The organism is Robertkochia flava, from assembly GCF_020166515.1.
GTDB lineage: Bacteria > Bacteroidota > Bacteroidia > Flavobacteriales > Flavobacteriaceae > Robertkochia > Robertkochia flava.
This window is the reverse complement of the sequence record NZ_JAINZT010000005.1, coordinates 38,566-60,665: the sequence shown is the minus strand read 5'-3', so window position 1 is coordinate 60,665 and position 22,100 is coordinate 38,566. Positions and strand designations below refer to the sequence as shown.

Annotated in this window: 24 protein-coding genes and 1 tRNA gene; 13 read left to right on the top strand and 12 right to left on the bottom strand. The window is 45.4% G+C overall.

The features are described from left to right. The first annotated feature begins 1 nt into the window (after nucleotide 1). A complete protein-coding gene (locus K7R11_RS06715) occupies nucleotides 2-1,537 on the top strand; it encodes a cryptochrome/photolyase family protein (RefSeq protein WP_224489666.1) in 1,536 nt (511 codons plus the stop codon). Nucleotides 1,538-1,843: 306 nt separating this feature from the next. After that, nucleotides 1,844-2,605, top strand: coding sequence for an SDR family oxidoreductase (locus K7R11_RS06710; RefSeq protein WP_224489664.1), 762 nt, complete (start codon nucleotides 1,844-1,846; stop codon nucleotides 2,603-2,605). Nucleotides 2,606-2,615: 10 nt separating this feature from the next. Here the strand turns inward: K7R11_RS06710 and K7R11_RS06705 are convergent, their stop codons facing one another. Beyond that, nucleotides 2,616-3,041 (bottom strand): (4Fe-4S)-binding protein, encoded by a 426-nt coding sequence (locus tag K7R11_RS06705; protein ID WP_224489662.1) that lies wholly within the window; start codon nucleotides 3,039-3,041, stop codon nucleotides 2,616-2,618. 168 nt (nucleotides 3,042-3,209) lie between these two features. Between K7R11_RS06705 and K7R11_RS06700 the strand changes: the two genes are divergently transcribed. Beyond that, the gene (locus K7R11_RS06700; protein WP_224489660.1) at nucleotides 3,210-3,869 is read left to right on the top strand and encodes a hypothetical protein; all 660 of its coding nucleotides are present in this window, start codon (nucleotides 3,210-3,212) and stop codon (nucleotides 3,867-3,869) included. 17 nt (nucleotides 3,870-3,886) lie between these two features. On the opposite strand, the gene K7R11_RS06695 is transcribed toward K7R11_RS06700, so the two are convergent. Beyond that, nucleotides 3,887-5,041 carry an MFS transporter gene (locus K7R11_RS06695; protein ID WP_224489658.1) on the bottom strand — a complete coding sequence of 385 codons (1,155 nt, stop codon included), beginning with the start codon at nucleotides 5,039-5,041 and terminating at the stop codon, nucleotides 3,887-3,889. Nucleotides 5,042-5,138: 97 nt separating this feature from the next. On the opposite strand from K7R11_RS06695, the gene K7R11_RS06690 reads away from it, so the two are divergent. Both K7R11_RS06690 and K7R11_RS06685 read left to right on the top strand, forming a co-directional pair. Beyond that, nucleotides 5,139-6,005, top strand: coding sequence for a helix-turn-helix domain-containing protein (locus K7R11_RS06690; protein WP_224489656.1), 867 nt, complete (start codon nucleotides 5,139-5,141; stop codon nucleotides 6,003-6,005). Nucleotides 6,006-6,081: 76 nt separating this feature from the next. Next, nucleotides 6,082-6,810 (top strand): pirin family protein, encoded by a 729-nt coding sequence (locus tag K7R11_RS06685; RefSeq protein WP_224489653.1) that lies wholly within the window; start codon nucleotides 6,082-6,084, stop codon nucleotides 6,808-6,810. A gap of 36 nt (nucleotides 6,811-6,846) precedes the next feature. Here K7R11_RS06685 and kynU read toward each other — a convergent pair whose 3' ends face one another. Then, nucleotides 6,847-8,115 (bottom strand): kynureninase, encoded by a 1,269-nt coding sequence (gene kynU, locus K7R11_RS06680; RefSeq protein WP_224489652.1) that lies wholly within the window; start codon nucleotides 8,113-8,115, stop codon nucleotides 6,847-6,849. Nucleotides 8,116-8,244: 129 nt separating this feature from the next. Here kynU and K7R11_RS06675 point away from each other — a divergent pair, with 129 nt between their 5' ends. Then, on the top strand, nucleotides 8,245-8,886 hold the full coding sequence (locus K7R11_RS06675; protein ID WP_224489651.1) for an O-methyltransferase: 642 nt from the start codon (nucleotides 8,245-8,247) through the stop codon (nucleotides 8,884-8,886). Nucleotides 8,887-8,893: 7 nt separating this feature from the next. Here the strand turns inward: K7R11_RS06675 and K7R11_RS06670 are convergent, their stop codons facing one another. The 4 genes from K7R11_RS06670 to gpmI form a co-directional block, all read right to left on the bottom strand. Continuing rightward, entirely contained in the window at nucleotides 8,894-9,457 is a 564-nt protein-coding gene (locus tag K7R11_RS06670) for a phosphatase PAP2 family protein (RefSeq protein ID WP_224489650.1), read from the bottom strand. Beyond that, nucleotides 9,457-9,729, bottom strand: a complete 273-nt coding sequence (locus K7R11_RS06665; protein WP_224489649.1) for a Sec-independent protein translocase subunit TatA/TatB — start codon at nucleotides 9,727-9,729, stop codon at nucleotides 9,457-9,459. The genes K7R11_RS06670 and K7R11_RS06665 overlap by 1 nt, the downstream gene beginning before the upstream one ends. Before the next feature lie 88 nt (nucleotides 9,730-9,817). After that, a complete protein-coding gene (locus K7R11_RS06660; RefSeq protein ID WP_224489648.1) occupies nucleotides 9,818-10,381 on the bottom strand; it encodes a thioredoxin family protein in 564 nt (187 codons plus the stop codon). A 19-nt stretch (nucleotides 10,382-10,400) separates the two neighbouring features. Continuing rightward, nucleotides 10,401-11,921 (bottom strand): 2,3-bisphosphoglycerate-independent phosphoglycerate mutase, encoded by a 1,521-nt coding sequence (gene gpmI, locus K7R11_RS06655; RefSeq protein ID WP_224489646.1) that lies wholly within the window; start codon nucleotides 11,919-11,921, stop codon nucleotides 10,401-10,403. Nucleotides 11,922-12,163: 242 nt separating this feature from the next. On the opposite strand from gpmI, the gene K7R11_RS06650 reads away from it, so the two are divergent. Then, nucleotides 12,164-12,553: an ankyrin repeat domain-containing protein gene (locus K7R11_RS06650; protein ID WP_224489644.1), complete on the top strand. Its 390-nt coding sequence runs from the start codon at nucleotides 12,164-12,166 to the stop codon at nucleotides 12,551-12,553. 81 nt (nucleotides 12,554-12,634) lie between these two features. Here K7R11_RS06650 and K7R11_RS06645 read toward each other — a convergent pair whose 3' ends face one another. From K7R11_RS06645 to K7R11_RS06630, 4 genes are all read right to left on the bottom strand, one after another. Beyond that, nucleotides 12,635-12,802 (bottom strand): DUF6747 family protein, encoded by a 168-nt coding sequence (locus tag K7R11_RS06645; protein ID WP_224489642.1) that lies wholly within the window; start codon nucleotides 12,800-12,802, stop codon nucleotides 12,635-12,637. Between the two features lie 241 nt (nucleotides 12,803-13,043). Next, on the bottom strand, nucleotides 13,044-13,820 hold the full coding sequence (locus tag K7R11_RS06640; RefSeq protein ID WP_224489639.1) for a M48 family metalloprotease: 777 nt from the start codon (nucleotides 13,818-13,820) through the stop codon (nucleotides 13,044-13,046). Between the two features lie 60 nt (nucleotides 13,821-13,880). Beyond that, entirely contained in the window at nucleotides 13,881-14,591 is a 711-nt protein-coding gene (locus K7R11_RS06635) for a M15 family metallopeptidase (RefSeq protein WP_224489637.1), read from the bottom strand. Nucleotides 14,592-14,602: 11 nt separating this feature from the next. Further along, complete coding sequence (locus tag K7R11_RS06630) at nucleotides 14,603-15,547, bottom strand: GNAT family N-acetyltransferase (protein ID WP_224489636.1); 945 nt, start codon at nucleotides 15,545-15,547, stop codon at nucleotides 14,603-14,605. 182 nt (nucleotides 15,548-15,729) lie between these two features. Here K7R11_RS06630 and K7R11_RS06625 point away from each other — a divergent pair. Then, nucleotides 15,730-15,802: transfer RNA gene (locus K7R11_RS06625), tRNA-Gly, on the top strand. Between the two features lie 81 nt (nucleotides 15,803-15,883). Further along, nucleotides 15,884-16,615: a 23S rRNA pseudouridine(2604) synthase RluF gene (rluF, locus tag K7R11_RS06620; RefSeq protein WP_224489635.1), complete on the top strand. Its 732-nt coding sequence runs from the start codon at nucleotides 15,884-15,886 to the stop codon at nucleotides 16,613-16,615. 1 nt (nucleotide 16,616) lies between these two features. Here rluF and pepE read toward each other — a convergent pair whose 3' ends face one another. Beyond that, nucleotides 16,617-17,321, bottom strand: coding sequence for a dipeptidase PepE (gene pepE / locus K7R11_RS06615; RefSeq protein ID WP_224489634.1), 705 nt, complete (start codon nucleotides 17,319-17,321; stop codon nucleotides 16,617-16,619). A gap of 182 nt (nucleotides 17,322-17,503) precedes the next feature. Here pepE and K7R11_RS06610 point away from each other — a divergent pair, with 182 nt between their 5' ends. The 4 genes from K7R11_RS06610 to K7R11_RS06595 all read left to right on the top strand — a co-directional run bounded on the left by K7R11_RS06610 (nucleotide 17,504) and on the right by K7R11_RS06595 (nucleotide 22,096). Next, nucleotides 17,504-18,244: a carboxypeptidase-like regulatory domain-containing protein gene (locus K7R11_RS06610; protein WP_224489633.1), complete on the top strand. Its 741-nt coding sequence runs from the start codon at nucleotides 17,504-17,506 to the stop codon at nucleotides 18,242-18,244. 173 nt (nucleotides 18,245-18,417) lie between these two features. Further along, the gene (locus K7R11_RS06605; protein ID WP_224489632.1) at nucleotides 18,418-18,921 is read left to right on the top strand and encodes a DUF6702 family protein; all 504 of its coding nucleotides are present in this window, start codon (nucleotides 18,418-18,420) and stop codon (nucleotides 18,919-18,921) included. A gap of 60 nt (nucleotides 18,922-18,981) precedes the next feature. After that, on the top strand, nucleotides 18,982-21,294 hold the full coding sequence (locus tag K7R11_RS06600) for a M1 family metallopeptidase (protein WP_224489630.1): 2,313 nt from the start codon (nucleotides 18,982-18,984) through the stop codon (nucleotides 21,292-21,294). Nucleotides 21,295-21,421: 127 nt separating this feature from the next. Then, the gene (locus K7R11_RS06595) at nucleotides 21,422-22,096 is read left to right on the top strand and encodes a TetR/AcrR family transcriptional regulator (protein WP_224489628.1); all 675 of its coding nucleotides are present in this window, start codon (nucleotides 21,422-21,424) and stop codon (nucleotides 22,094-22,096) included. Nucleotides 22,097-22,100 lie beyond the last annotated feature (4 nt).

The following is a 22,100-nucleotide window of genomic DNA, read 5'->3' as shown; positions in this document are numbered from 1 at the left end:
AATGACTAGGATTCGTCTTATTTTAGGGGATCAACTCAATGAAAATCACTCCTGGTTAAGCTCGACCGATACAGAGGTGATCTACCTCATGGCAGAAATGAAGCAGGAAGCCACCTATGTTACCCACCACATTCAGAAGCTCATCGCTTTTTTTGCAGCCATGCGCAAATTTGCTGCACACCTTGAGAACGAAGGACACCGTGTCGTGTATTTCAGGATAACAGACCCTGATAATCCTCAGAACCTTCGGGATCTCATTTACAGGACCATAAAGGAGTACAATGCGGATACATTTGAATACCAGATGCCCGATGAGTACCGGCTGGATAAGCAACTGGAAAGGGTCTGTGAAAGCCTGGATATCTCCTGTAATAAATGGGATTCGGAGCATTTTTTTACTTCACGCACCACCCTGTCAGAATTCTTTAAAGGAAAGCGGCAACTGCTTATGGAAACATTTTACCGAATGATGCGTAAAGAACATCATATCCTTATAAACGAAGATGGAGATCCTGAGGGTGGCAAATGGAACTATGACAAGTCTAACCGGAAAAACTGGAAAGGAGATCCCGGCATCCCGTCCATCCCGAAGTTCCATCATGATATCCGGGAGATTTATGACGACATAGAAAAAGCAGGGCTCCCCTTCTTAGGAAGGGTAGATCCAGATGCATTTAACTGGCCAATACAAAGAGAAAATGCCCTGACGCTTCTCGAGCATTTCAATTGTAACCTCCTGCCCCATTTCGGAGATTTCCAGGATGCCATGGACACCGGCGAACCTTTTCTCTTCCACTCCAGGCTTTCATTTGCCCTGAACGCAAAGATCATTTCTCCCGGAGAGGTCATCGAAAAGGTCATCCATCATTACCGGAACTCCTCCGGGGATATCCACATCAGTCAGGTAGAAGGGTTTATAAGGCAGATTCTGGGATGGAGGGAGTTTATGAGAGGTATATACTGGATGCAGATGCCCGGTTATAAAGACAATAACTTTTTCAACAACAGTAATCCCTTACCGGATTTTTACTGGACCGGAAAGACAAAAATGAACTGTTTACACCACTGTATTGAAACCAGCCTGAACCACGCCTACGCTCACCATATTCAGCGGCTCATGGTTACCGGAAACTTCGCCCTGCTTACCCAAACCCATCCCGATGAAACGGATCTCTGGTACCTCGGAATTTATATCGATGCCGTGGAATGGGTAGAAATAACAAATACACGGGGCATGAGCCAATATGCCGATGGTGGCATTCTTGCCACAAAACCCTATATCGCTTCTGCCAACTACATCAATAAAATGAGTAATTATTGTAAAAGATGTGAGTACGATCATAAAAAACGTACGGGAGATACTGCCTGTCCCTTTAATGCGCTTTACTGGAATTTTCTCGATAGTAAGAAAGAACAGTTAAAAGACAATCCCAGAATGGGTATGATGTATCGATTACTGGATAAAATAGATGAAAACGAATTGATCGCGATCAGAAAAAGAAGCAGAGCTATCATGGAAAACCCGGATAAATTTTAAGGTCTCACCATGATTATGGGGTAATGACAGTGCTTTTAACATGGACTAAAGCTTTTTACCTACATGATTATAAAGAAGTTACATCCAATTGTAAAAAACCAGTATTTTTTTTCAAAAAAAACAAAATCTCATGATCCAAAGGTGTTAAATCAACGTATATAAAGTAATCATTACATAGTAGTAGGTATTAGTTTAGGGAAGAAAGCCCTTTGGTCGATCTAAGATCAAAGGGCTTTTTGTTTGTACAGAGTTTCTATTCCTATTCCTCTGCATTTATGAGTATATTCGTATTCAAGCAGTTATCGTATGTGGAATCTTCAAAATAAGAAAGCTTTAATTACCGGTGGCTCAAAAGGGATCGGCAAATCCTGTGTTGAGGAGTTTGCATCGCTCGGAGCAGAGATCATTTTTACCGGACGTAACAAATCGGACCTGGACGCAACAGAACGTGAATTCCTGGAGAAAGGCTATAAGGTAAAAGGCGTGGTTAGCGATGTAACCTCGGAAACAGACAGAACAAAACTATGGGCCCTGGTCAGGGAAGAGTTCGGAGTTCTTGACATTTTGGTTAACAATGCCGGAATGAATATACGAAAAGCGGCGGTTAGCTATACGGAGGAAGAATACAGGGATGTTGTTGAAGTGAACCTGATGGCGCCCTTTATGCTTTGCAGAATGTTCTTCACCCTGCTTAAAAAATCCGGAAAGGCTTCTGTAATCAATGTATCCTCTGTAGCGGCAACCCTGGATGACCATACAGGTGCCCCATACGGCATGGCCAAGTCCGGACTCCTGCAAATGACAAGGAGCCTGGCAGTGGAATGGGCTTCCTACGGCATCAGGGTAAATGCCGTATCACCCTGGTTTACCTTAACGCCTTTAACGCGCGGATTACTGAAACAGCCGGAAAAGATCGGCCCGGTACTGCAGAGAACCCCTATGAGAAGAATCGCTGAACCGGAAGAAGTCGCGGCTGCCATAGCCTTTCTTGCGATGGATAAAGCTTCCTATATTACAGGACAAAATATTATTACGGACGGGGGAATGAGTATTAACGCCCTGATGTAGTAAAAGAAAGTTAACCTGCAAACCCGGCCTTGCGGTGCGCCCCGTCACAGAAAGGTTTATTGCCCGAATGCCCGCATCTGCAAAAAGCCGTGGTTTTTTCCTTTTCTTCGGTCGTACCATCGGGATGATTCACATGCAGTTTTCCATGTACCAGCAGAGGTCCGTCTTTTAACACCTCAACCAGGGTTTCTCTTTCATGGCCGGCCGTGGTAGCCTGGGCCTCACTATCGTTCATAAAGTAACTCAACGCCCCCGAGGGACATTTTTTAACCTGCTCAATGATCTCATCTGTACTGCCTCCTTCTGTCTGAATCCAGGGTTTCTCATCCGGCCTGAACACCTTGGGCAATCCTTTGACGCAAACTGCAGAATGTATACAGATTCCGGGTTTCCAAACAACGGTAACCTCCCCGTTCGAATATTCCTTTTTTGACATCTCTTCGTTTTTCTTTTAAAGATACAAAATCGGCGCATGCTTTTCCAGACTTCCTGACAAAAGACCGCAGAGATCCTGTAACCCCGTACAGTTAAAAAATATTCCTTAAGTTTATCGTTGTTAGGAGGATACGCGATAATTCTTTAATTTTATCGAAAATCTATACTTATGCGATATATCTTTTCTGTTTTGCTGGTGCTTGCTGCAATTACATTCTCCTGTAATGATACCCCTGAAAAACCTTTAAGTTTTACGGAAAAGGTAGCTATGGCCAATGGCCTGGACAACTGGAACACCATTGATGAACTGCGCTTTACCTTCAATGTGGACCGCGATACCATGCATTTTGAAAGAAGCTGGATCTGGAATCCTAAAACAGGACAGGTTTCCATGACGGTTAATGGAGAAACCATAACCTATAACCGTGATGCCGTAGACGAAAGATCCCTGCAGGCAGATAAGGCCTTTATAAACGATTCATACTGGCTCCTTGCTCCCTTTAAGCTGGTATGGGATGAGGGCTACAGCATGGACTCCATTATCAAGGCAGAGGCCCCCATCAGCAAAGACAGCCTGTACAAGCTAACCATCTTATACGAGGATACCGTTGGATATACCCCGGGAGATGCATATGATTTTTACATTGGGGAAGATTATATGGTAAAAGAATGGGTATACAGGGAAGACAACTCCGAGAGCAATTGCATGATGACCACCTGGGAAGAATACGAGGAAGAAGGCGGGCTGAAGCTTTCTACCCTGCACCGGGATGACACAGGCCATTTCAGCCTGTACTTTACCGATATCGCTGTCAGTACAGACAACTAAAAGACATTACGGGCTCTTCAGGAGCCCTTTTTGTTTCTTCTAACCATAATCCATGCTGCTATTATTGCGCCGGCTAATAAAGCCAGGAAACTCAATTTAAGAGAATACAACTCCGCAAGAATACCAAGTATCACCGGTCCCGTCAAAAAACCCAAATATCCCGTTCCTGCAATGAAGGATATACCTTTTGCTGTATCTACATCCTTTTGACTCCCCCCCAACCGGAACAACTCAGGTATGATAACTGAAAATCCAAGGCCTACACAGCCAAAGCCCGTAATGGCCAATGCCGGGTAAGCAGAAAGGATAAGCAGATAGCCCCCTGTTCCTAAGAGCAACCCGCAAATAATAATGGTATACGAGCCAAAGCGATGACTTACCTCGTCACCAAAGAACCGACCCAGGGTCATAAAAACAGAAAATACAGTATATCCCATCCCGATGAGAAAAGGAGTTGGCGCCTTGGCCACTTTTTCCAGATACAAACTGCTCCAGTCTACCATGGCCCCTTCGCTTGCCATGATAATAAAAGATACCAGGCCAAGGGCAAGCAACGGATGGAGTAATTTCACACAAAAAGGCTCTGAGGTTCGTGGCGGGGTAGTGATACGGCTGTAGTGACGTGCCAGGACCAGGTTAATAGCGATAACTACAACAGAAACAATTAGGATATGCCAGAGAGGCGTCCTGAAATACCCCATTAAGAGACTGCCAAGCCCTGCCCCTAAAACCCCTCCGAGACTAAAGAAGCCATGGGAGGCAGACATGATCTGTACCCCGCGCCTGGCTTCCAGTTCTGAAACCAGGGTATTCATCGCAATATCGGTAAAGCCCGAGGTAGCCCCCACCACGAAAAGGGCAACGGATAAACCAACATGATCTGCAGCCAGGAATGGGCCGACAAAACTTAAACAGACCAACAAAACTCCGGTAATAACAGATTTCCCCAGTCCCAATCGCTCTGATATCAATGGAGCGGCAGGAATACTGATCATGGTACCCAGGGCAAAGAAAAATAAGGCAATTCCCAGGGCTCCCTCAGAAATCCCGAGTCGCCCGGTGATCACCGGAATGTATACCGCCCAGGTCCCGATCAGGATGTTGATAGAAGCGAACACCCATGCCGGACCCAGAAACTCCGGCTGCGTAAGTATGAGTTTTAGTGCTCTCATAAAAAGGAAGACTAAATTAAAACATATCCTACTGTAATCGTACAAGTTTACCGTATTTTTGAGTACCAGCATTTCAAAAAAAGCGTGAAGTCGGGCTATGAAACAACTGCAGTTTAAGAATACATTTCAGGACGATTCTTTCTTTAATATCGCCCGGATCAACCCTGACCCGGATCCCGGAGTCCCCGCAACCTACGAGCCTCACTCTCATGATTACTACGTGATCATCGTGATCACCTCCGGGGAGGGGATGCATAAAATCGATTTTAATGCCTACCCCATCCGCCCGGGGAGTATATTTTTTATCAGCCCCCACCAGGTCCACCAGGTCGTTGAAGAAGACACCCACCAGGGATTTGTCATTGCATTTAACCGCGAATTCCTTATTCATTCCAATATCAGCAAACACTTTCTGGATCACATCAATCTTTTCAGGCAGTACGGTGAGAGTCCCCCCCTGTCTCCTGCTGCGGAAGTGATGGGCTCCCTGGTAAAGCACTGCACAGAAATGGAGCGGTGTTTCCGGGAGCGGTCAGAGTTCAGGTACCAGGCCCTGGGCTCTTATTTAAAGCTCTTTTTGATTGAATGCCATGCTATTTGTGAGCTCTCTGGCAGCCATGTCAACCAGACCCTGGACAATGCGATCAGTACGATAAGTGCTTTCAAAGACATGGTGGAAGAGAAGATCACAATATGGCACAAAGCCTCTCAATACGCAGAAGCCCTGCATATCAGCCCGAATTACCTCAACAAGCTCAACAGGGAGTACATGAATACCTCGACCAAGGAATACCTGCAAAACCGGCTTGTCCTGGCGGCCAAAAGAAGGCTTCTCACCTCCCCGGCATCGGTAAAAGAGATCGCCTATGACCTCGGATTTCAGGACCCTTCCCATCTCAGTAAAATGTTCAGAACCTGCACAGGAACCTCGATAAGTGAATTCAGAGCATCGCTTAAAGCGTAAACCTACAGGAGTTTTCCGCATTTTTACATGGACATGAAGAAGAAGGATGCAGATCTTTGACAAAAAGAAAAATCCTATGCATACCATCATTCACAAAGCAGACAGCAGAGGCCATGCCAACCACGGGTGGCTAAATAGTTTTCACACCTTTAGTTTCGCAAACTATTACGATCCGGAACGTATTCATTTTGGTGTACTCAGGGTATTAAATGATGATACCGTGGCACCCGGAATGGGATTTGGCAAGCATCCTCATGATAATATGGAGATCATTTCCATTCCCTTATACGGCGACCTGGAACACGAAGACAGCATGGGAAATAAAACGGTGATCCGGGAAGGCGATGTACAATCGATGACCGCCGGTACCGGAGTATTCCACAGCGAGTATAACAAGAACAAGGATAAGGAGGTTAAATTTCTTCAGATCTGGATCCTGCCCAAAAAACGTAATGTAACCCCTTCTTACGACCAGATCTCCATGGCTCTTGAAGAACGTCACAATAAACTTCAGCAGATCGTTTCTCCGAATGCCGATGACGAAGGTGTAACCATCAACCAGGATGCCTGGTTTCATATCACCAAGCTGGACAAAGACAGGGAACTCACATACGCACTGAAAGGACAGGACACCGGGGTGTATGCCTTTGTTCTGGAAGGCAGTGTTTCCATTAATAACACCGATCTCGGGCGGAGGGATGGACTGGGAATCAGCGAAACCGATACACTCGAGATCAAAGCGATCACAGATGCCCAGGTACTTCTCATGGAAGTCCCGATGCGACTCCCGTCTGTAAATGGGTAAAAAAGAAAAGCCCGGGATTACCCGGGCTTTTCTTTTTTATTTTTGAAGAATTCCTTTTTTAAGAATTTGTCCGAATTGATACATTTCCTCGAAAGAATTGTAGAAGGGTACCGGAGCCAGCCTGATCACGTTCGGCTCCCTCCAGTCGGGTAAAACGCCTTCAGCCATCAGGTAATCAAACAGGCGCTTCCCTTCTCCGTGCAGCAATACCGAAAGCTGACAACCCCGTTGTTCCGGAGTAATGATCTCGAAGGTACCTCCGACTTCCTCTTCGATGGCCCGCAACACAAATTCCAGGTAAGCGGTTAATTTCTTGCTTTTTTCCCGAAGGCTATCCATTCCTACCTCCTCAAACATAGTAAGAGAGGCCAGGTAGGGAGCTATTGACATGACCGGAGCATTACTCAACTGCCAGGCTTCTGCATTGGGCATGGGTTCAAATTCCGGTTTCATCAAAAAACGCGTCTCTTTTTTGGTGCCCCACCAACCTTCAAAACGCGGAATATCTTCTTTACCGTGATAACGCTGATTTATGAATACCCCGGAAAGGTTACCCGGGCCACTGTTCATATATTTATAGCTGCACCAGGCCGCAAAATCAACATCCCAGTCGTGAAGTTTCAACTCGATATTCCCGGCAGCATGAGCGAGGTCCCATCCTACCATGATCCCATTTTCCCTGGCCTTTTTTGTTATGACTTCCATATCCATGACCTGACCGTTGTAATAGTTCACCCCCCCGATAAGTACCAGGGCGAGCTCATCCTTATGTTCTTCTATGGCCTGGAGAAAATCTTCTGTTCGCCAATGGTGCTCCCCTTCTCTTTTCTTCACCTCAATCAAGGCCTCTTCCGGGTCGTACCCGTGAAATCTCGCCTGGCTCTTCAGCATATACTGATCTGATGGAAAAGCCTTTTCTTCGCACAGGATCTTAAATTTGTTCCTGGCAGGCCGGTAGAAAGACACCATTAAAAGATGTAAGTTCACCGTCAGGGTATTCATCACCGTCACCTCCTCCTCCATTGCTCCGACGATCTTTGAAAGCGGCTTTGCCAGTCGTTCGTGATAGTCCCACCAGGGTTTTTCAGCACTAAAATGCCCTTCAACTCCAAGGTTGGCCCAATCGTCCATTATATCCTTCACATATTTCTCTGTGCGCCTGGGCTGCAATCCAAGGGAATTTCCGGTAAAATATATAACCGGTTTTCCCCTGTGCTCAGGGATAATAAATTCTGAACGGTATTTCGCCAAAGGATCTTCGGCATCCATCTTCCTTGAAAATGCTAAGGTATTTTCCAACTGCATGTGCTAATTATTTGGGTCTAAAAATACAAATAAGAATAACTTTATCAGTCATACCGGGTTTAGCCATTGCAATTAAACGGGCTATGACATCTGGAGCAGAGGTAGTACCTTTGCATAAACTCTTGTATTATGCATTTTATCCCTAAGGAGCTGGAAGATTATGTGGAAAAGCACTCCCAGGAAGAACCTGCTATTCTTAAGAAACTCTCCAGAGAAACCCATTTAAAGGTCTTGCAACCCCGAATGATAAGCGGTCATTTTCAGGGTAGAGTGCTAAGCATGCTCTCCAAACTTATCCGTCCATCCAGGATATTGGAAATAGGCACCTATACGGGGTATTCTGCGATCTGTCTTGCTGAAGGCCTGGCGCCCGAAGGCCAGTTACACACCATTGACGTTAATGAAGAGCTCTTTGATATGCAGCGAAAATATTTTGATCTTAGCGGATGGGGCAAGCAGATCTATCAGTATACGGGAAACGCCCTGGAGATCATCCCGGAAATGGGAGAGAAATTCGACCTGGTGTTTATCGATGCGGATAAGGTAAATTACCCCGCCTACTTTCACTGTATCATTGATAAAATGAATACCGGCGGAGTACTGCTCACCGATAATGTATTGTGGAGTGGAAAGGTACTGGAAGAGGTTAAAGCCAACGACAAACAAACAAATGCCTTACTGGAATACAACCGGCTGGTCAATGAAGATCCACGGGTAGAAACGGTCCTGCTGCCTATACGAGACGGGTTAACCATTACCCGTGTCATCTGAGCAGTCCTCAGGAGTCGGTTGCATTCGCCCTCCAACGATTGTGCAGGGCATACGCTCCGAAAGCAATGCCCATACCCACCAGCATCCCCACCAGAATATCAGAGGGATAATGTACCCCGACATAGATACGGCTGAAACTAAAGAGGATTGGCCATAGATAAAACAGGTGTACCCAGGGATACCTCCGTTGGGTTAACAGCACCACTACGGTAGTCAGGGCAAATGAATTTGCCGCATGCCCGGAAAAAAAGCTAAAGCTTTCTGACTGGTGAAGAACCCGTATCAATTTTGAAAACTCCTCTTCTCCGCTGGGACGTAACCTGGCCACCCAGGCTTTCACAAAAAGGGTAAGAGCCATGGTACATAAAAAGGTACCCAGAGCGGTTAACTGACTTATCCAGGGCTTGTTGCCTTTCCAGGTGTTTTGAATTACATAAATAAAGAGGATGAAAAGCGGGATCCAGAACGCAGTTTTAGTGATGGAACTCCAGAAAAAGTCGTATTGTTCGATCCCCAGATTATTCAGGTAGACCAGGATTTTCCGGTCGTATTCCAATAACTGTTCAAACATTAAAGTTTACGTTTAACAGAACCGGTAAATTGTTCCAGGTCGTCCTTTACCTCATCCACCGTTTCCTTGATATCCTTGGTAAAGCTGGTATCCACCCCGTTTCTTTCGGCGCTTCGCTGAATCTCGTTCTTCACATCATTGGTAGCATCCTTCAATTGTCGCATCCCTTTTCCAAGGCCCCTGGCAATCTCAGGCAATTTATCTGCCCCGAAAACCATCACCACGATGAACAGGATAAAAACGATCTCTCCTCCGCTAATAAATAAAAACATAGCTACTTTTATTAGATAAGGCGGCCGGATCGCTCCGGCAGCCATTTCAGCCTACAAATATAAACAAGAATTATTCGGTACGGATACATTACCACGCATAGGCATGCTTATATTCCTGCCCACTCAGAATTTTGTACATATCCTCCTCCAATGTATCTATTGGAAACTCAACGATCCGGTTAAGTTCCTTTCCGTTCTTTGTAAAGATCAGGGTAGGTACATTGGTAATCTCCAGCCCCTTTTCAAGGTTTTCCGGAGTGGTCTTTTCCCTGTTCATAGTGATCAGGGTAACAGCTTCTTCAGAAACCTGCAATTCATCAAGTAATTTAAAGAAGGCCGGGACTTCTCTCTGGCTGTCTTCGCACCATGTCCCCATGAACACGGTAATTTTTACCCCCTCAACAAGTGGCTTTAACTTTTCCACGAATTCGGCATCGGGCGTATATTCCTTGTAATTGGCCTGGTACCATCCCTTATAAGGGGCTTCTTCCAGGGCTGCTCTCTCCTGTGTTCCCAGCAGCATCTGCTCCTGTGCGGGTTCTGCATTCAGGGCTACCTCCTCAACTTCGGGGGTTGCTGTTGCTTCCCCCTTCTTCTGGCCTTCGCAGGAAAACATGCTAATGGATAATAGGATAAAAAAGAACTTTTTCATAAGATGGTTTCGATTAATTTCAGATTAAGGGTTTTTGGGTCATGGCTTCTGGTTGTGCCACACCCATTAATTTCAGAACGGTAGGAGCTATATCCCCCAAAATTCCCGGTTTCACCTCTTTTATATCCGGATCCACTATGATCACAGGCACAGGGTTAGTGGTATGGGCCGTATTAGGCGAACCATCCGGATTGATCATGGTATCACAATTTCCGTGATCGGCAATAATGATGGTAGCATATCCGTGCTCCAGGGCGGCACCTACCACATCCGAGGCACAGGCATCTACAGTCTCACAAGCCTTTATTGCAGCTTCCATAACTCCGGTATGCCCCACCATATCAGGGTTGGCAAAATTAAGACAGATAAAATCTGCGGACTCCTGCTTTATCCGGGGTATAATTTTATCCCGGATCTCATAGGCACTCATTTCCGGCTGCAGGTCGTAGGTGGCAACTTTCGGGGAAGGACACAGGATACGTTCTTCGCCTTCAAAAGGCTCCTCCCGGCCGCCGTTAAAGAAAAAGGTAACATGCGGATACTTCTCCGTTTCTGCTATTCGTATTTGTATACGGCCTGCATTGGCCAGGGTTTCCCCGAGGGTCTCTGCAATATTTTCTTTATCATAAACCACTTTAACCCCTTTAAAGGTATCGTCATAGTTGGTCATGGTTACGTAATAGAGATCCATTTTATGCATGTTCTGCTCATGGTAATCCTCCTGGGATAATGCCATGGTGATCTGGCGTCCCCGGTCGGTCCTGAAGTTAAAACAGAACACCACATCCCCCTCTTCTATCCGGGTCAGGGGTTTATCATCAGCGCCCTGAATCACAACAGGCTTTATAAATTCATCGGTAACCCCGTTGTCGTAGCTTTCCTGTATGGCCTCCAGGGCATTCTTATGGGGTGCTCCCTTACCATAGACCATTAGATCATAGGCGAGCTTAACCCTTTCCCAGCGCTTATCACGGTCCATCGCATAATACCGGCCTATGACCGAAGCCAGCCTGCAATGCGTTTTAGCGCAATGCCTGAGCAAATCGTCTATAAAACCTTTCCCGCTTTTGGGGTCAACATCTCTTCCATCAGTGAAGGCATGAATAAATACCTGATCCCGAAGTCCGGTAGCATAGGCGGCATCCATAAGTCCTTTGAGGTGTTCAATATGCGAATGAACCCCCCCATCACTTACCAGCCCCATTAGGTGCACTTTTTTATTGTGCTTCAGAGCGTATTCAAATGCATCCCTGATCTCCTTTTCCTTCGCCAGGGTATGCTCCCGGACAGCCATATTGATCTTGGCTAAATCCTGGTACACGATACGACCGGCCCCGAGATTCATATGTCCTACTTCACTATTCCCCATTTGTCCTTCCGGGAGGCCCACATTCAAGCCATCTGTTCTCAGGGTCGCATTAGGATACTGAGTATAGAGGCCATCCACAAAAGGAGTATTGGCCTTGGCAATTGCAGACACCTCTTTATTTGAAGAGATCCCCCATCCGTCGAGGATCATCAATAACACTTTCTTATTCATTTCAAAAATAAATTCTGGATACCAAAGATACTACTATCACTGCACTTCTGAAAACTTCGCAAATATTCTCCGTCAAAGAAAAAACCTCATGTACGGCCACCTTTTAAAAGACTTAAAATATTGACAATAAAATACATAAGAATGTTAAATCTGAGTTAACCCCTCACAAAACGTGAAACATTTTCAAACCTCAGGCGTCTTTTAGGCATAACCATTTATCAATCATTAAACATTTATCAATCATGAAAACGTTAACAGTTTTAGCCGCACTTCTTTTTGCGGTAACCACACAAGCCAACTACGAAGAGCCGGTATCCCTTCATACGGGAATTTCGGATCCTGTCACTGAAACCGCATCCTACAACCTTTCTCCCTTTTGCTTTGCAATTGCCAAAGGTGATTATGATACGGTTAAAAAGCTTATTGAATTGGGGGCAGACATCAACTCCCGCTCCAGAGGCTTAACACCTCTAATGTATGCCGCCAAGTTTAACAGGGTAGAGATCACCAAACTTTTGCTGGAAAATGGCGCTGACACCAAAGCGAAAGATCGTCGCCTGGATTTTACAGCCTATAAATACGCCGAGATCTCTAACGCCAAAGACGTTATGAAGGTTCTAAAAGACTCCTGATCTCCTGTATTTGGAATATTGAATTAGCAAAAAACCCCGGGAAGTTCCCGGGGTTTTTCTGTTTTTTCATCTTGTAGTACCTTAAAAAACGAAGCCGGTAGCGAGTCGGTAAACAAAAGCATAAAGCACGATCATTAACCCTAAAAAGCTAACGATGCTCATAAACTTAAAGAATACTTCGGCAAAGCGGTTATTCAGTTCTTCAAATGCATTACGGTAAAGATCTTTTAAAAGTAAAATTGTTGTCATAAAATGTATTTAAAACTAATTAAACAATGGTTTTTTAGCTTTAAATAGATTGTTACAGAGCAGATTTTTGGGCAAAATCCAAGCAGGTGAAGAACGCTTTCAGATAACCTCCGAAAAACAAGAAATAAGCTGGGGCAAATTTGTTTTTCTCAACACTTCAAACGTAAGAAAAAACCTATTCTAAAAGAAAAATTCTTACATCATTCCGATAAAAAGCAAACAAAAAGAGACGAATGGGAAATCAATATTGGGACTCATATTTTCGAATCGCTTCCTTGATCCTGGCAATACGATTATCCGGGTCGGGGTGTGTACTTTGAAACTCCGGAGTGCGATTCGGTCCGGCGGCTGCCTTAAGGATCTCCTGTACCCCGATCATATCGTTCGGGTCATATCCGGAACGGATCATGAAGCGTACTCCGAGCTCGTCACTCTCCAGCTCGTCATCCCTGCCGTACTTCATATTGATCATATTGGCAACTACGGCAGCCATCTGGGCGGCGGCCAAATCATCACTTCCCACAGCGATACCGCTTATGACGCCCTGGGTAAGCCCCTGTTTCGACATCTGGTCGGCGCTGTGTCTCCCGACAACATGCCCGATTTCATGACCGAGCACCCCGGCCAGCTGGCCTTCAGTTTCCAGCTGGGAAAACAAGCCATAGGTAATAAAAATCTGTCCGCCGGGCAAAGCAAATGCATTTATGGTTTGCGGATCTGCGAGAAGATGAAATTCAAAATTATAAGGTGTTTCCCGGGCCACCGTATTGTTCACCAACTTTCCTCCTACGGCATCCACCAGGGCCTGAGCCTTGGTATCAGGGAATAAACCGCCAAATTGCTCTGCCATGGCCGGTGCACTTCTTAGGCCCAGGGCCACCTCCTCATCTGGTGATATCGTAATATGCTGTTCTTTTCCTGTGTAAGGATTGGTTTCTGAGGAGGAGCAATACTTAACTACTGCAAATAAAACAATGACCAACCCGATCAAAAATCGAAATCCATTTCGCGTTCTCATATCTCCATAAATTTAAAAGTGGCGGCACAGGAGCACAGGGAAAGCTTAAATTACAAAAAATCAATCGATTAAATCTTTATTAATATCTGAAATCTGTTCCCTTTTATACTGCTCCAGAAAGCTTTCACTGAGCAATTGACCTCCCAGCAGATCTGCTGTTTGAACGATTTCATTGATATCCTGCGCCAGATACGCTTTTAACATAGGCACGGAGATGGGCGCATAACTGTAGTGCCAGGGTTCATAGTGAAACCCTTTTCTTCCCGGGGCATTGGTATACACTAGGTAAAATCCGTAGGATTCAGCATGTTCATCCATCCATAGTTTCATCTTATAAAAAGGTCCGCCCTCCTCGAATTTCTCCGGATCCAGAACCTTTTCACGCTCATCCGGGGCCTCGTCTATAATATCCAGATCGGTTCCCCAGTGATGTCTTGAAGTACCCGGAATGGTTGAATACTCAATGATCTTCTCAACGGCCTGAGGCGGGGTTAGTCCTTCTTTTCGGTATTTTTTATACTTGTCGTTCCAAATCTCCAGCTGACGTTGATAATTGCGAAAACCCGAAACCACCTTTAATTCAATCCCTTCGGCCGCCGCTGCTTCCTGCATTTTCAGAAACGCCGACACTACCTCGGGCTTAACCCCGGAGAGGTCATGTTCCATGGTCACATCCACTTTCCCGGTAAGTATCTCAACAGGATATTCCTGGGCATGCAGGACCCCAAATCCTGCTACGACAATAAGAAAGGTGCAGATCAGTTTTTTCATGTATTTTGTTTTTAAAAGTTTAACGTCTTTTTCATCCTGTAATGCGGGCCTACCCCGGGAATCTCAAACAGTTCCCCGTGAATCTCGTACCCCAGTTTCAGGTAAAAGCTCACAGCTTTTTCCCTGGCATTCATCCATATCCGGCAGCTTCCGGATTTAAGGACCTCGGTTTCCGCTGCCTTTACCAGGGCCATTCCTACGCCCAGTCTTCTGAAACCTCCGTTAACCCCCATACCTCTTAACTGGTACGCGTTTGGTTCATCTCCTTCCGGATCGGGTCGTTTCATCAGGGTAACCACCCCGGCAAGGATCTGCCTGTAGTACACCCCGACATGAAAGGTCTCCGGATCCGTATCCCCATCAAAGATGGCGTCCTTCCTCGGCCGGCCTTCCCGCAACACAGGGTGTCGTACTTCCAGTACCTCCGTGGCAGTTATTTTGGAAATCCTGTAATCAGGATTGTCTAATTTATAAAACTTTGCAGGCATCCCCTCGTAGTCGATCACTGCTTCAAGATGCATTCCCAATTTCTTCAGCACTTTTTCGGAGGCCGTATTCTGCACATGAACATGCGCATGAATCGTCATAAGCCTGTGAGCCCTGAAACCAAACTCAACGGCTATTTCTGCCGCCTCGGTGGCATATCCATTCCCCCAATACTTACGGTACAACCGAAAGCCTATTTCCGTAATCCCCTTATCAGGGTGAAATTTTAATCCGCACCAGCCCAGAAATGCCTGATCCGATTTTCTGATCACCGCCCACCGGCCAAGACCATGACGAAGATATTCCTTATAATTTTTCAGAAAATCCAAAGCTTCTGCCCGGGAACCAAATGGCTGATCCCCCGTGTATTTGAGCACCTCTTCATCGTTGTTCATCTCATAAAAATGAACGCTGTCATCTAATAAAAACTCTCTCAGATAGAGCCTGGGTGTTTCCCCGATCATCTTCATATGTCAGAATTTTTCCCAAGGTAACTTTTATTTGAATATCTTAAACCTTCAGGATAAAAAGCCTGGGTTCTGAAAATCAGCGACTTTAAAAAATAAGGCTTTCTGAATCTCATTTTTTTTGATTTTCGGAGTGGATTTTTTTGGAGGGAAATTCAAAGAATCTTTATATTTGCCTCCGGAATGCGGGAGTAGCTCAGTTGGTAGAGCGTCAGCCTTCCAAGCTGAATGTCGCGAGTTCGACCCTCGTCTCCCGCTCTAAGCCCAACCCTACGGTTGGTTTTTTTTATGGACTAAAACCTCCGGGGGATCCCCTGCGGTTTATGTACCTTTGTGCCCATGGAGGAGAAACAACTCACACGCATCAACAAATACCTCAGCGAAGTGGGGTACTGTTCAAGAAGAGCAGCAGACAAGCTGATCGAACAGGGAAGAGTAACGGTAAACGGCGAGGTGCCCGAAATGGGGACCAAGGTAGGTCCTGATGATGAAATACGGGTAAACGGAAGACTTATTACCGAACCGGAGGACGCCCCGGTATATCTGGCTTTTAACAAACCGGTTGGCATTGTATGCACCACAGACACCCGGGTGGAAAAAGATAATATTATCGATTTCATCAATTACCCGAAACGCATCTTTCCCATCGGCAGATTAGACAAACCCAGTGAAGGATTGATCTTTCTCACCAACGACGGCGATATCGTCAACAAGATCCTCAGAGCCCGAAACAATCATGAGAAGGAGTATATCGTACAGGTAAACAAACCGGTAACCAAAGAATTCATCCGGCGCATGCGAAGCGGCATTCCAATTCTGGGCACAGTTACCCGCAAGTGTTTTGCAGAACAAACAGGCCGCAATGAATTTCGCATTATTCTAACCCAGGGATTAAACCGCCAGATCAGGCGTATGTGCGAATACCTGGATTACAGGGTAACCAAATTAAAACGTGTCCGCATCATGAACATTCCCCTGGATGTGGAGGTTGGTAAGTGGAGACATCTAACCCCCAAAGAAGTTCATGAGATCCAAAACATGGTTTCAGACTCTACCAAAACACACCAGTAGTTTACTCTAAATGCAACTCAGACCCGGTTTCGATCTCGAAGGGCTCCTTTCCCTGCAGGAACACCCTTGCCGTTAAGGTCCCTCCAAGTGTAATCACTTCACCCTTAACCTCCAGCCAGCTTCCCTCTCTGAGTCCCACCACTGGGATCGCATTGAGCTGGTGAAATTCTTTAATTCGCGTTTCACGTGTTTCCCCCATATGCGTACTCCCTTTTACAGGATCCAGGTAATGAGGGTTGATATTAAAAGGCAGCGCACCCAGGGTTTTAAAACTGGGAGGATATATAATTGGCATATCATTAGTGGTCTGCATACTAAGCCCGGTGATATTTGACCCGGCACTACTACCCAAATAGGGCAACCCGTCAAAAACCCGTTCGCGAAGCACGGGCATAACCCCGGTCTTATACAATGCATGTACCAGCAGAAAGGTATTCCCCCCTCCTGTAAATACGGCTTCGGCATTATTCAAACCCTCCACAGGATCATCGAACGTATGCAATCCCACTACCTTTTTACCCAAAGAAGCAAGTCCCTTGGCGGCTATTTCGGTATACCGGTCATGGGTGATCCCCCCCGGCCTTGCATAAGGGATAAATGTGATGGTTTTCACATCCCTGAAAAAATTCTCCAGTGCCGGCAAAAGGTATTCCAGATATGCAGAACCATGTACCGTAGAGGTACTGGCCACGATCATATTCTTCATAATTATTGGTTTATGATTCCAAAGACAAAGATCTGCATTTTTAAACGAAAACCACCGGACTTCCCTCCAGCCTCTGCCCTGATTTCAGGGCAGCTTCATACCCCGACTCTTAACAATACTTTATCAACGCATTTATTTTGATTAGATCTTTTTAATGAGTAATTTAAACAAAAATCGCCCTTGTGAAGAAACTCATCGCCATTCTGATGCTCTTGTTACCTGTGCTAATTTTTAGCCAGGAAGAACGCGCTCCTATTCGGGGAAAGGTCATGTACATGAACACGAATGTTCCCAACGAAAATGTGATCAATGTAACTTCGGCCAAGGCCACCGTAACAGATGATAACGGAGAATTCATGATCGAGGTCATGGACGGGGATGTATTAGCTTTTACCTCCCTTAATTACCAGTTTAAAACCATCACCATAACCCCGGAAATGATCCAAAAAAATCGTCTTGTGGTTACGGTAGACGAGAAGGTAACCGAATTGGACGAGGTGGTGATCACGCCGGAAAACCGGGAGCGATTCCTGGAACTTAAAGGAGAGGAATTCAAGAAGGTCGACTACCAGACCGATATGTCCACCAGGGTTCAGAATACTGCCCTGCCCTTGCAGGACCGCGGCATGCAGTACGGCTTAAATTTTGTAAATATCTTTAAGGCTCTCTTTAATGTAGAAGGAGAGAATGCAGAGAATGCACCACAGGTGAAGGTTTCTGAGATTCTGCGCCAGGTGTATGACGACGAATTCTTTGTCGCCGACCTTCAGATACCACAGGACAAGATTGACGAGTTCCTGTTCTATGTAGACGAGAAAACCCCGCCCAGAGAATTACTGAGAAAGAGCAATGAATTCCAACTTATAGACTACCTGGTCAATCAGAGTAAGGCCTACAATCAATTGCTGGCAGAGCAGAATTAAACTACTATAGAGCCGGTCAAGCTTGCACATTCGTCCTGGCCGCCAACCTCCATCCTGAATGAGTCCAAGACAGATTAAAAATTACAGGCCCGGGTTTGGTGCGTTTGTTACCAACTTTTTAACAGTGATACTCGCAAAAAAAACATATTTTCCGCCCTTTATTGTTAAGACGAATGAAAAAGACTATTGCCCTGATCCTATGCTGCCTGCCACTTTTCGCTGCCGGCATTTTACACAAGTACTACGTAAGTGTAAGCGACATCACCTATTCCGAAGATGCAGGCTCCATTCAGATCATTTCCCGGTATTTCACAGACGACCTCGACCAGTTGCTGAAAGCACGCTATGGAATTAAAGCCGGGTTAATGACGGATAACGAACTAAAGGAAGCCGACTTTTACATTGAAAAATACCTGAACGATAAGTTCAGGCTCTATATTAACGGAGAACTTAAATCATTCCGTTTTCTGGGTAAGGAGTACGACACCGACCTCACCAAGTGTTACCTGGAAATCCCCGATATTAAGGGGCAGCAAATTAAAAGCATTCGCATAGAGAATGAAGTATTCTTCGAACTCTTTGACGACCAGCAAAACATTATCCATCTGGATTTTCCCGGGAAACAGAAGAGCTTCCTGCTGCACCGGGGAAATTATAAAGCTTTGTTAAACTTATAGCCCGACGGGCATTGAGAATTTAAAATTTTTATTTTTCGCGACTTAAATCACAAAAACATCATGAAGAAAACTAAATTTCTTTTTGCAGCCTTAGCGGCGGCCTCTTTCGGAGTTCTTCAGGCTCAGGAGAAAGAACAGGAGGTCACCCAGGAAGGGCACTACAACAATAATCGTTTTAAACAGCTTTACGAAGAGTTTGCCTCCCCGAATCAGTACAGAACTGCTGCCGGTGCACCAGGACATGCTTATTATCAGCAGCAGGCAGACTATAAGATGAATATTGAGCTTGACGATAAAACGCAAAAGCTCTATGGTACCGAGGTGATTACCTACACCAACAATTCACCTGACGTACTGGAATATCTCTGGGTGCAACTGGACCAGAACATTCGAAAAAAAGATGCTCCTGCCCTGCTCAAAAATCCTGAGGAAATGAGAGTAGCAGAAACTGCAGACCGGTTCGCAGGTAAATTCCTGAACGAACCATTTGATGGTGGTTTTAACATCGAATACGTAAAAGATACCAAAGGGAACCCCATTAAATATACCATCAACCAAACCATGATGAGGGTAGACATCAGTCAGCCCCTTCAACCTGGAGAAACTATTGCTTTCCAGATCAAGTGGTGGTACAACGTAAACAATCACGTGGTAAACAGAGCCCGAAGTGGTTACGAGCACTTTGATGAAAACGGAAACAACGCATATGTGATCGCGCAATTCTTCCCAAGAATGGCCGTTTATAATGATGTTGAAGGATGGCAGAACCATCAGTTCTGGGGGAACGGAGAATTCGCCCTTCCTTTCGGAAACTACGAGGTAAATATTACCGTACCTGCAGACCACGTTATGGAAGCTACTGGTACCCTTCAAAATGCTAAAGACGTACTGTCCAAAGACCAGTACAAAAGATTTGAAGCTTCTAAGACTTCTTACAACAAACCGGTATTTATTGTAACGGAGGAAGAAGCCAGAGAAACGGAGAAAGGATTTGCCGAAAACAAAAATACATGGACCTTTAAGGCAGAAAACGTAAGAGACTTTGCCTTTGCCACTTCCAGAAAATTCATCTGGGAGCGTCAGGCCGTAAAAATGAATAACGGGAAAACCGTAATGGCCGTTTCCCTTTACCCCAAGGAAGGAAATCCGCTGTGGGAAGAATATTCCACCAAAGCTGTGATCCAGACACTGAAGACGTATTCCAAGCACACTTTTGACTACCCTTACCCTAAGGCTGTATCCGTACATGCTAAGAACCAGGGGATGGAATACCCAATGATCTGCTGGAATTACGGCCGTCCTAACGAAGACGGAGAATACAGCGACCGTACAAAATTCGGAATGATCTCGGTGATCATCCATGAGGTAGGTCATAACTTCTTCCCAATGATCGTGAACTCTGACGAGCGCCAGTGGGGATGGATGGACGAAGGACTGGACACCTTTATGCAGTACCTGGCAGAGCAGGAATTCGGTAAGAACCACCCGGAAGCTATCAAAGGGTATGAAGCCTATCCTTCAAGAAGAGGAGAGCCCAAAAAGATCGTTCCTTACATGAAAGGAGACCAGAATTTTATAGCCCCTATCATGTCTAACCCGGAAAATGCATACCAGCTTGGACCCAATGCATACGGAAAGCCGGCAACCGCACTTAACATTCTTCGCGAAACAGTAATGGGCCATGAGTTGTTTGATCATGCCTTTAAAACCTACGCGCAAAGATGGATGTTCAAACATCCTACGCCTGAAGATTTCTTCCGCACCATGGAAGATGCTTCAGCAGTTGATCTTGACTGGTTCTGGAGAGGATGGTTCTACACTACAGAAGTAGTAGACATGGGTGTGAAAGACATCAAGAAAGGTGTGGTTACCTCTACCCCAACACAGAGAATCAAAGATATCTATGAGCAAAGAGGTATTAATGCTGCAGATCTCCCTCCTATGGTATACATGGTGAGCGAAGACAGCGAAGAATATGCGAACGAAGTAGCAAAACAAAGCCAGTCTGAGCGCTTCAGCACACTTACTGAATATATGCTGGAAAACTTTGACGTGGAAACACGCTCAAACCTGGAAGTACCAAAATACTTTTACGAGGTTACCTTTAACAAACCGGGAGGAATTCCGATGCCATTGATCGTGGAATACACGTATGAGGATGGAAGCAAGGAATTGATCAACTATCCTGTACAGATCTGGAGAAAGAATGACCAGGAGGTAAAAGTTGTAATTCCTACCAATAAGGAGATCCGAAGCGTGGTGGTAGACCCTAAAGAGGAAACTGCCGACGTGAACCCGGAAAACAATCAGTGGCCAAGAAAAACAGCTGATTCTGAATTTGACAAATTCAAAGAAAAGGTTCAGGGAAAATAGAAAACATCCTTAACCAATAAATATTTGCCGCCTAATAACTTAGGCGGCTTTTTTTTGTTAAAAATCTACTAATGCTCCTTCAAAATAATAGTAATACTATTATATTCGCGAGTGTAATTAGTAGTTCATGAAACAGATACTATCAAATTTTAAGATCCAGGTCAATGAGAACATCTATCTTAAAGATCCGGAATCTTCCAAGCTGGGCAAGAAGATCATCGATCACAGTATTTTATTGATCGATGAGATCGGCTTCGAGCACTTTACCTTCCGGAAGCTCGCAGAGCAGATCCAATCTACTGAGAGCTCGGTATACCGCTACTTTGAAAACAAACATCAGCTGTTGGTATACCTTACCAACTGGTACTGGTCGTGGATAGAATACAAACTGGTTTTCAGCACCCATAATATTGCAGATCCGACTACCAAACTGGAGCTCGGCCTGGAAATTGCTACCCGGGCTCCCGCAGAAGACGAGCAGTTTTCTCACGTCAATGAGGTGAAGCTGGGCGGCATTGTGGTTGCAGAGTTTTCAAAATCTTACCTCACCAAAGAGGTAGACCAGGAAAACCAGGAAGGCTATTTCGCGACTTTTAAGCGACTTGTATCCCTTTTGGCGGAGATGATAAAAGAGGTTAACCCGGAGTACCCTCACCCAAAAAGTCTCATCTCCACGGTAATTCAGGGAGCCTTACACCAGCAATACAGCCGTGAACACCTACCGAGTCTGACCGACTGTAAAAATGATGACGAACTGGTGCAATTCTATAAAAATCTTGTCCTTAAACAGATCAACTTCTAAAGCA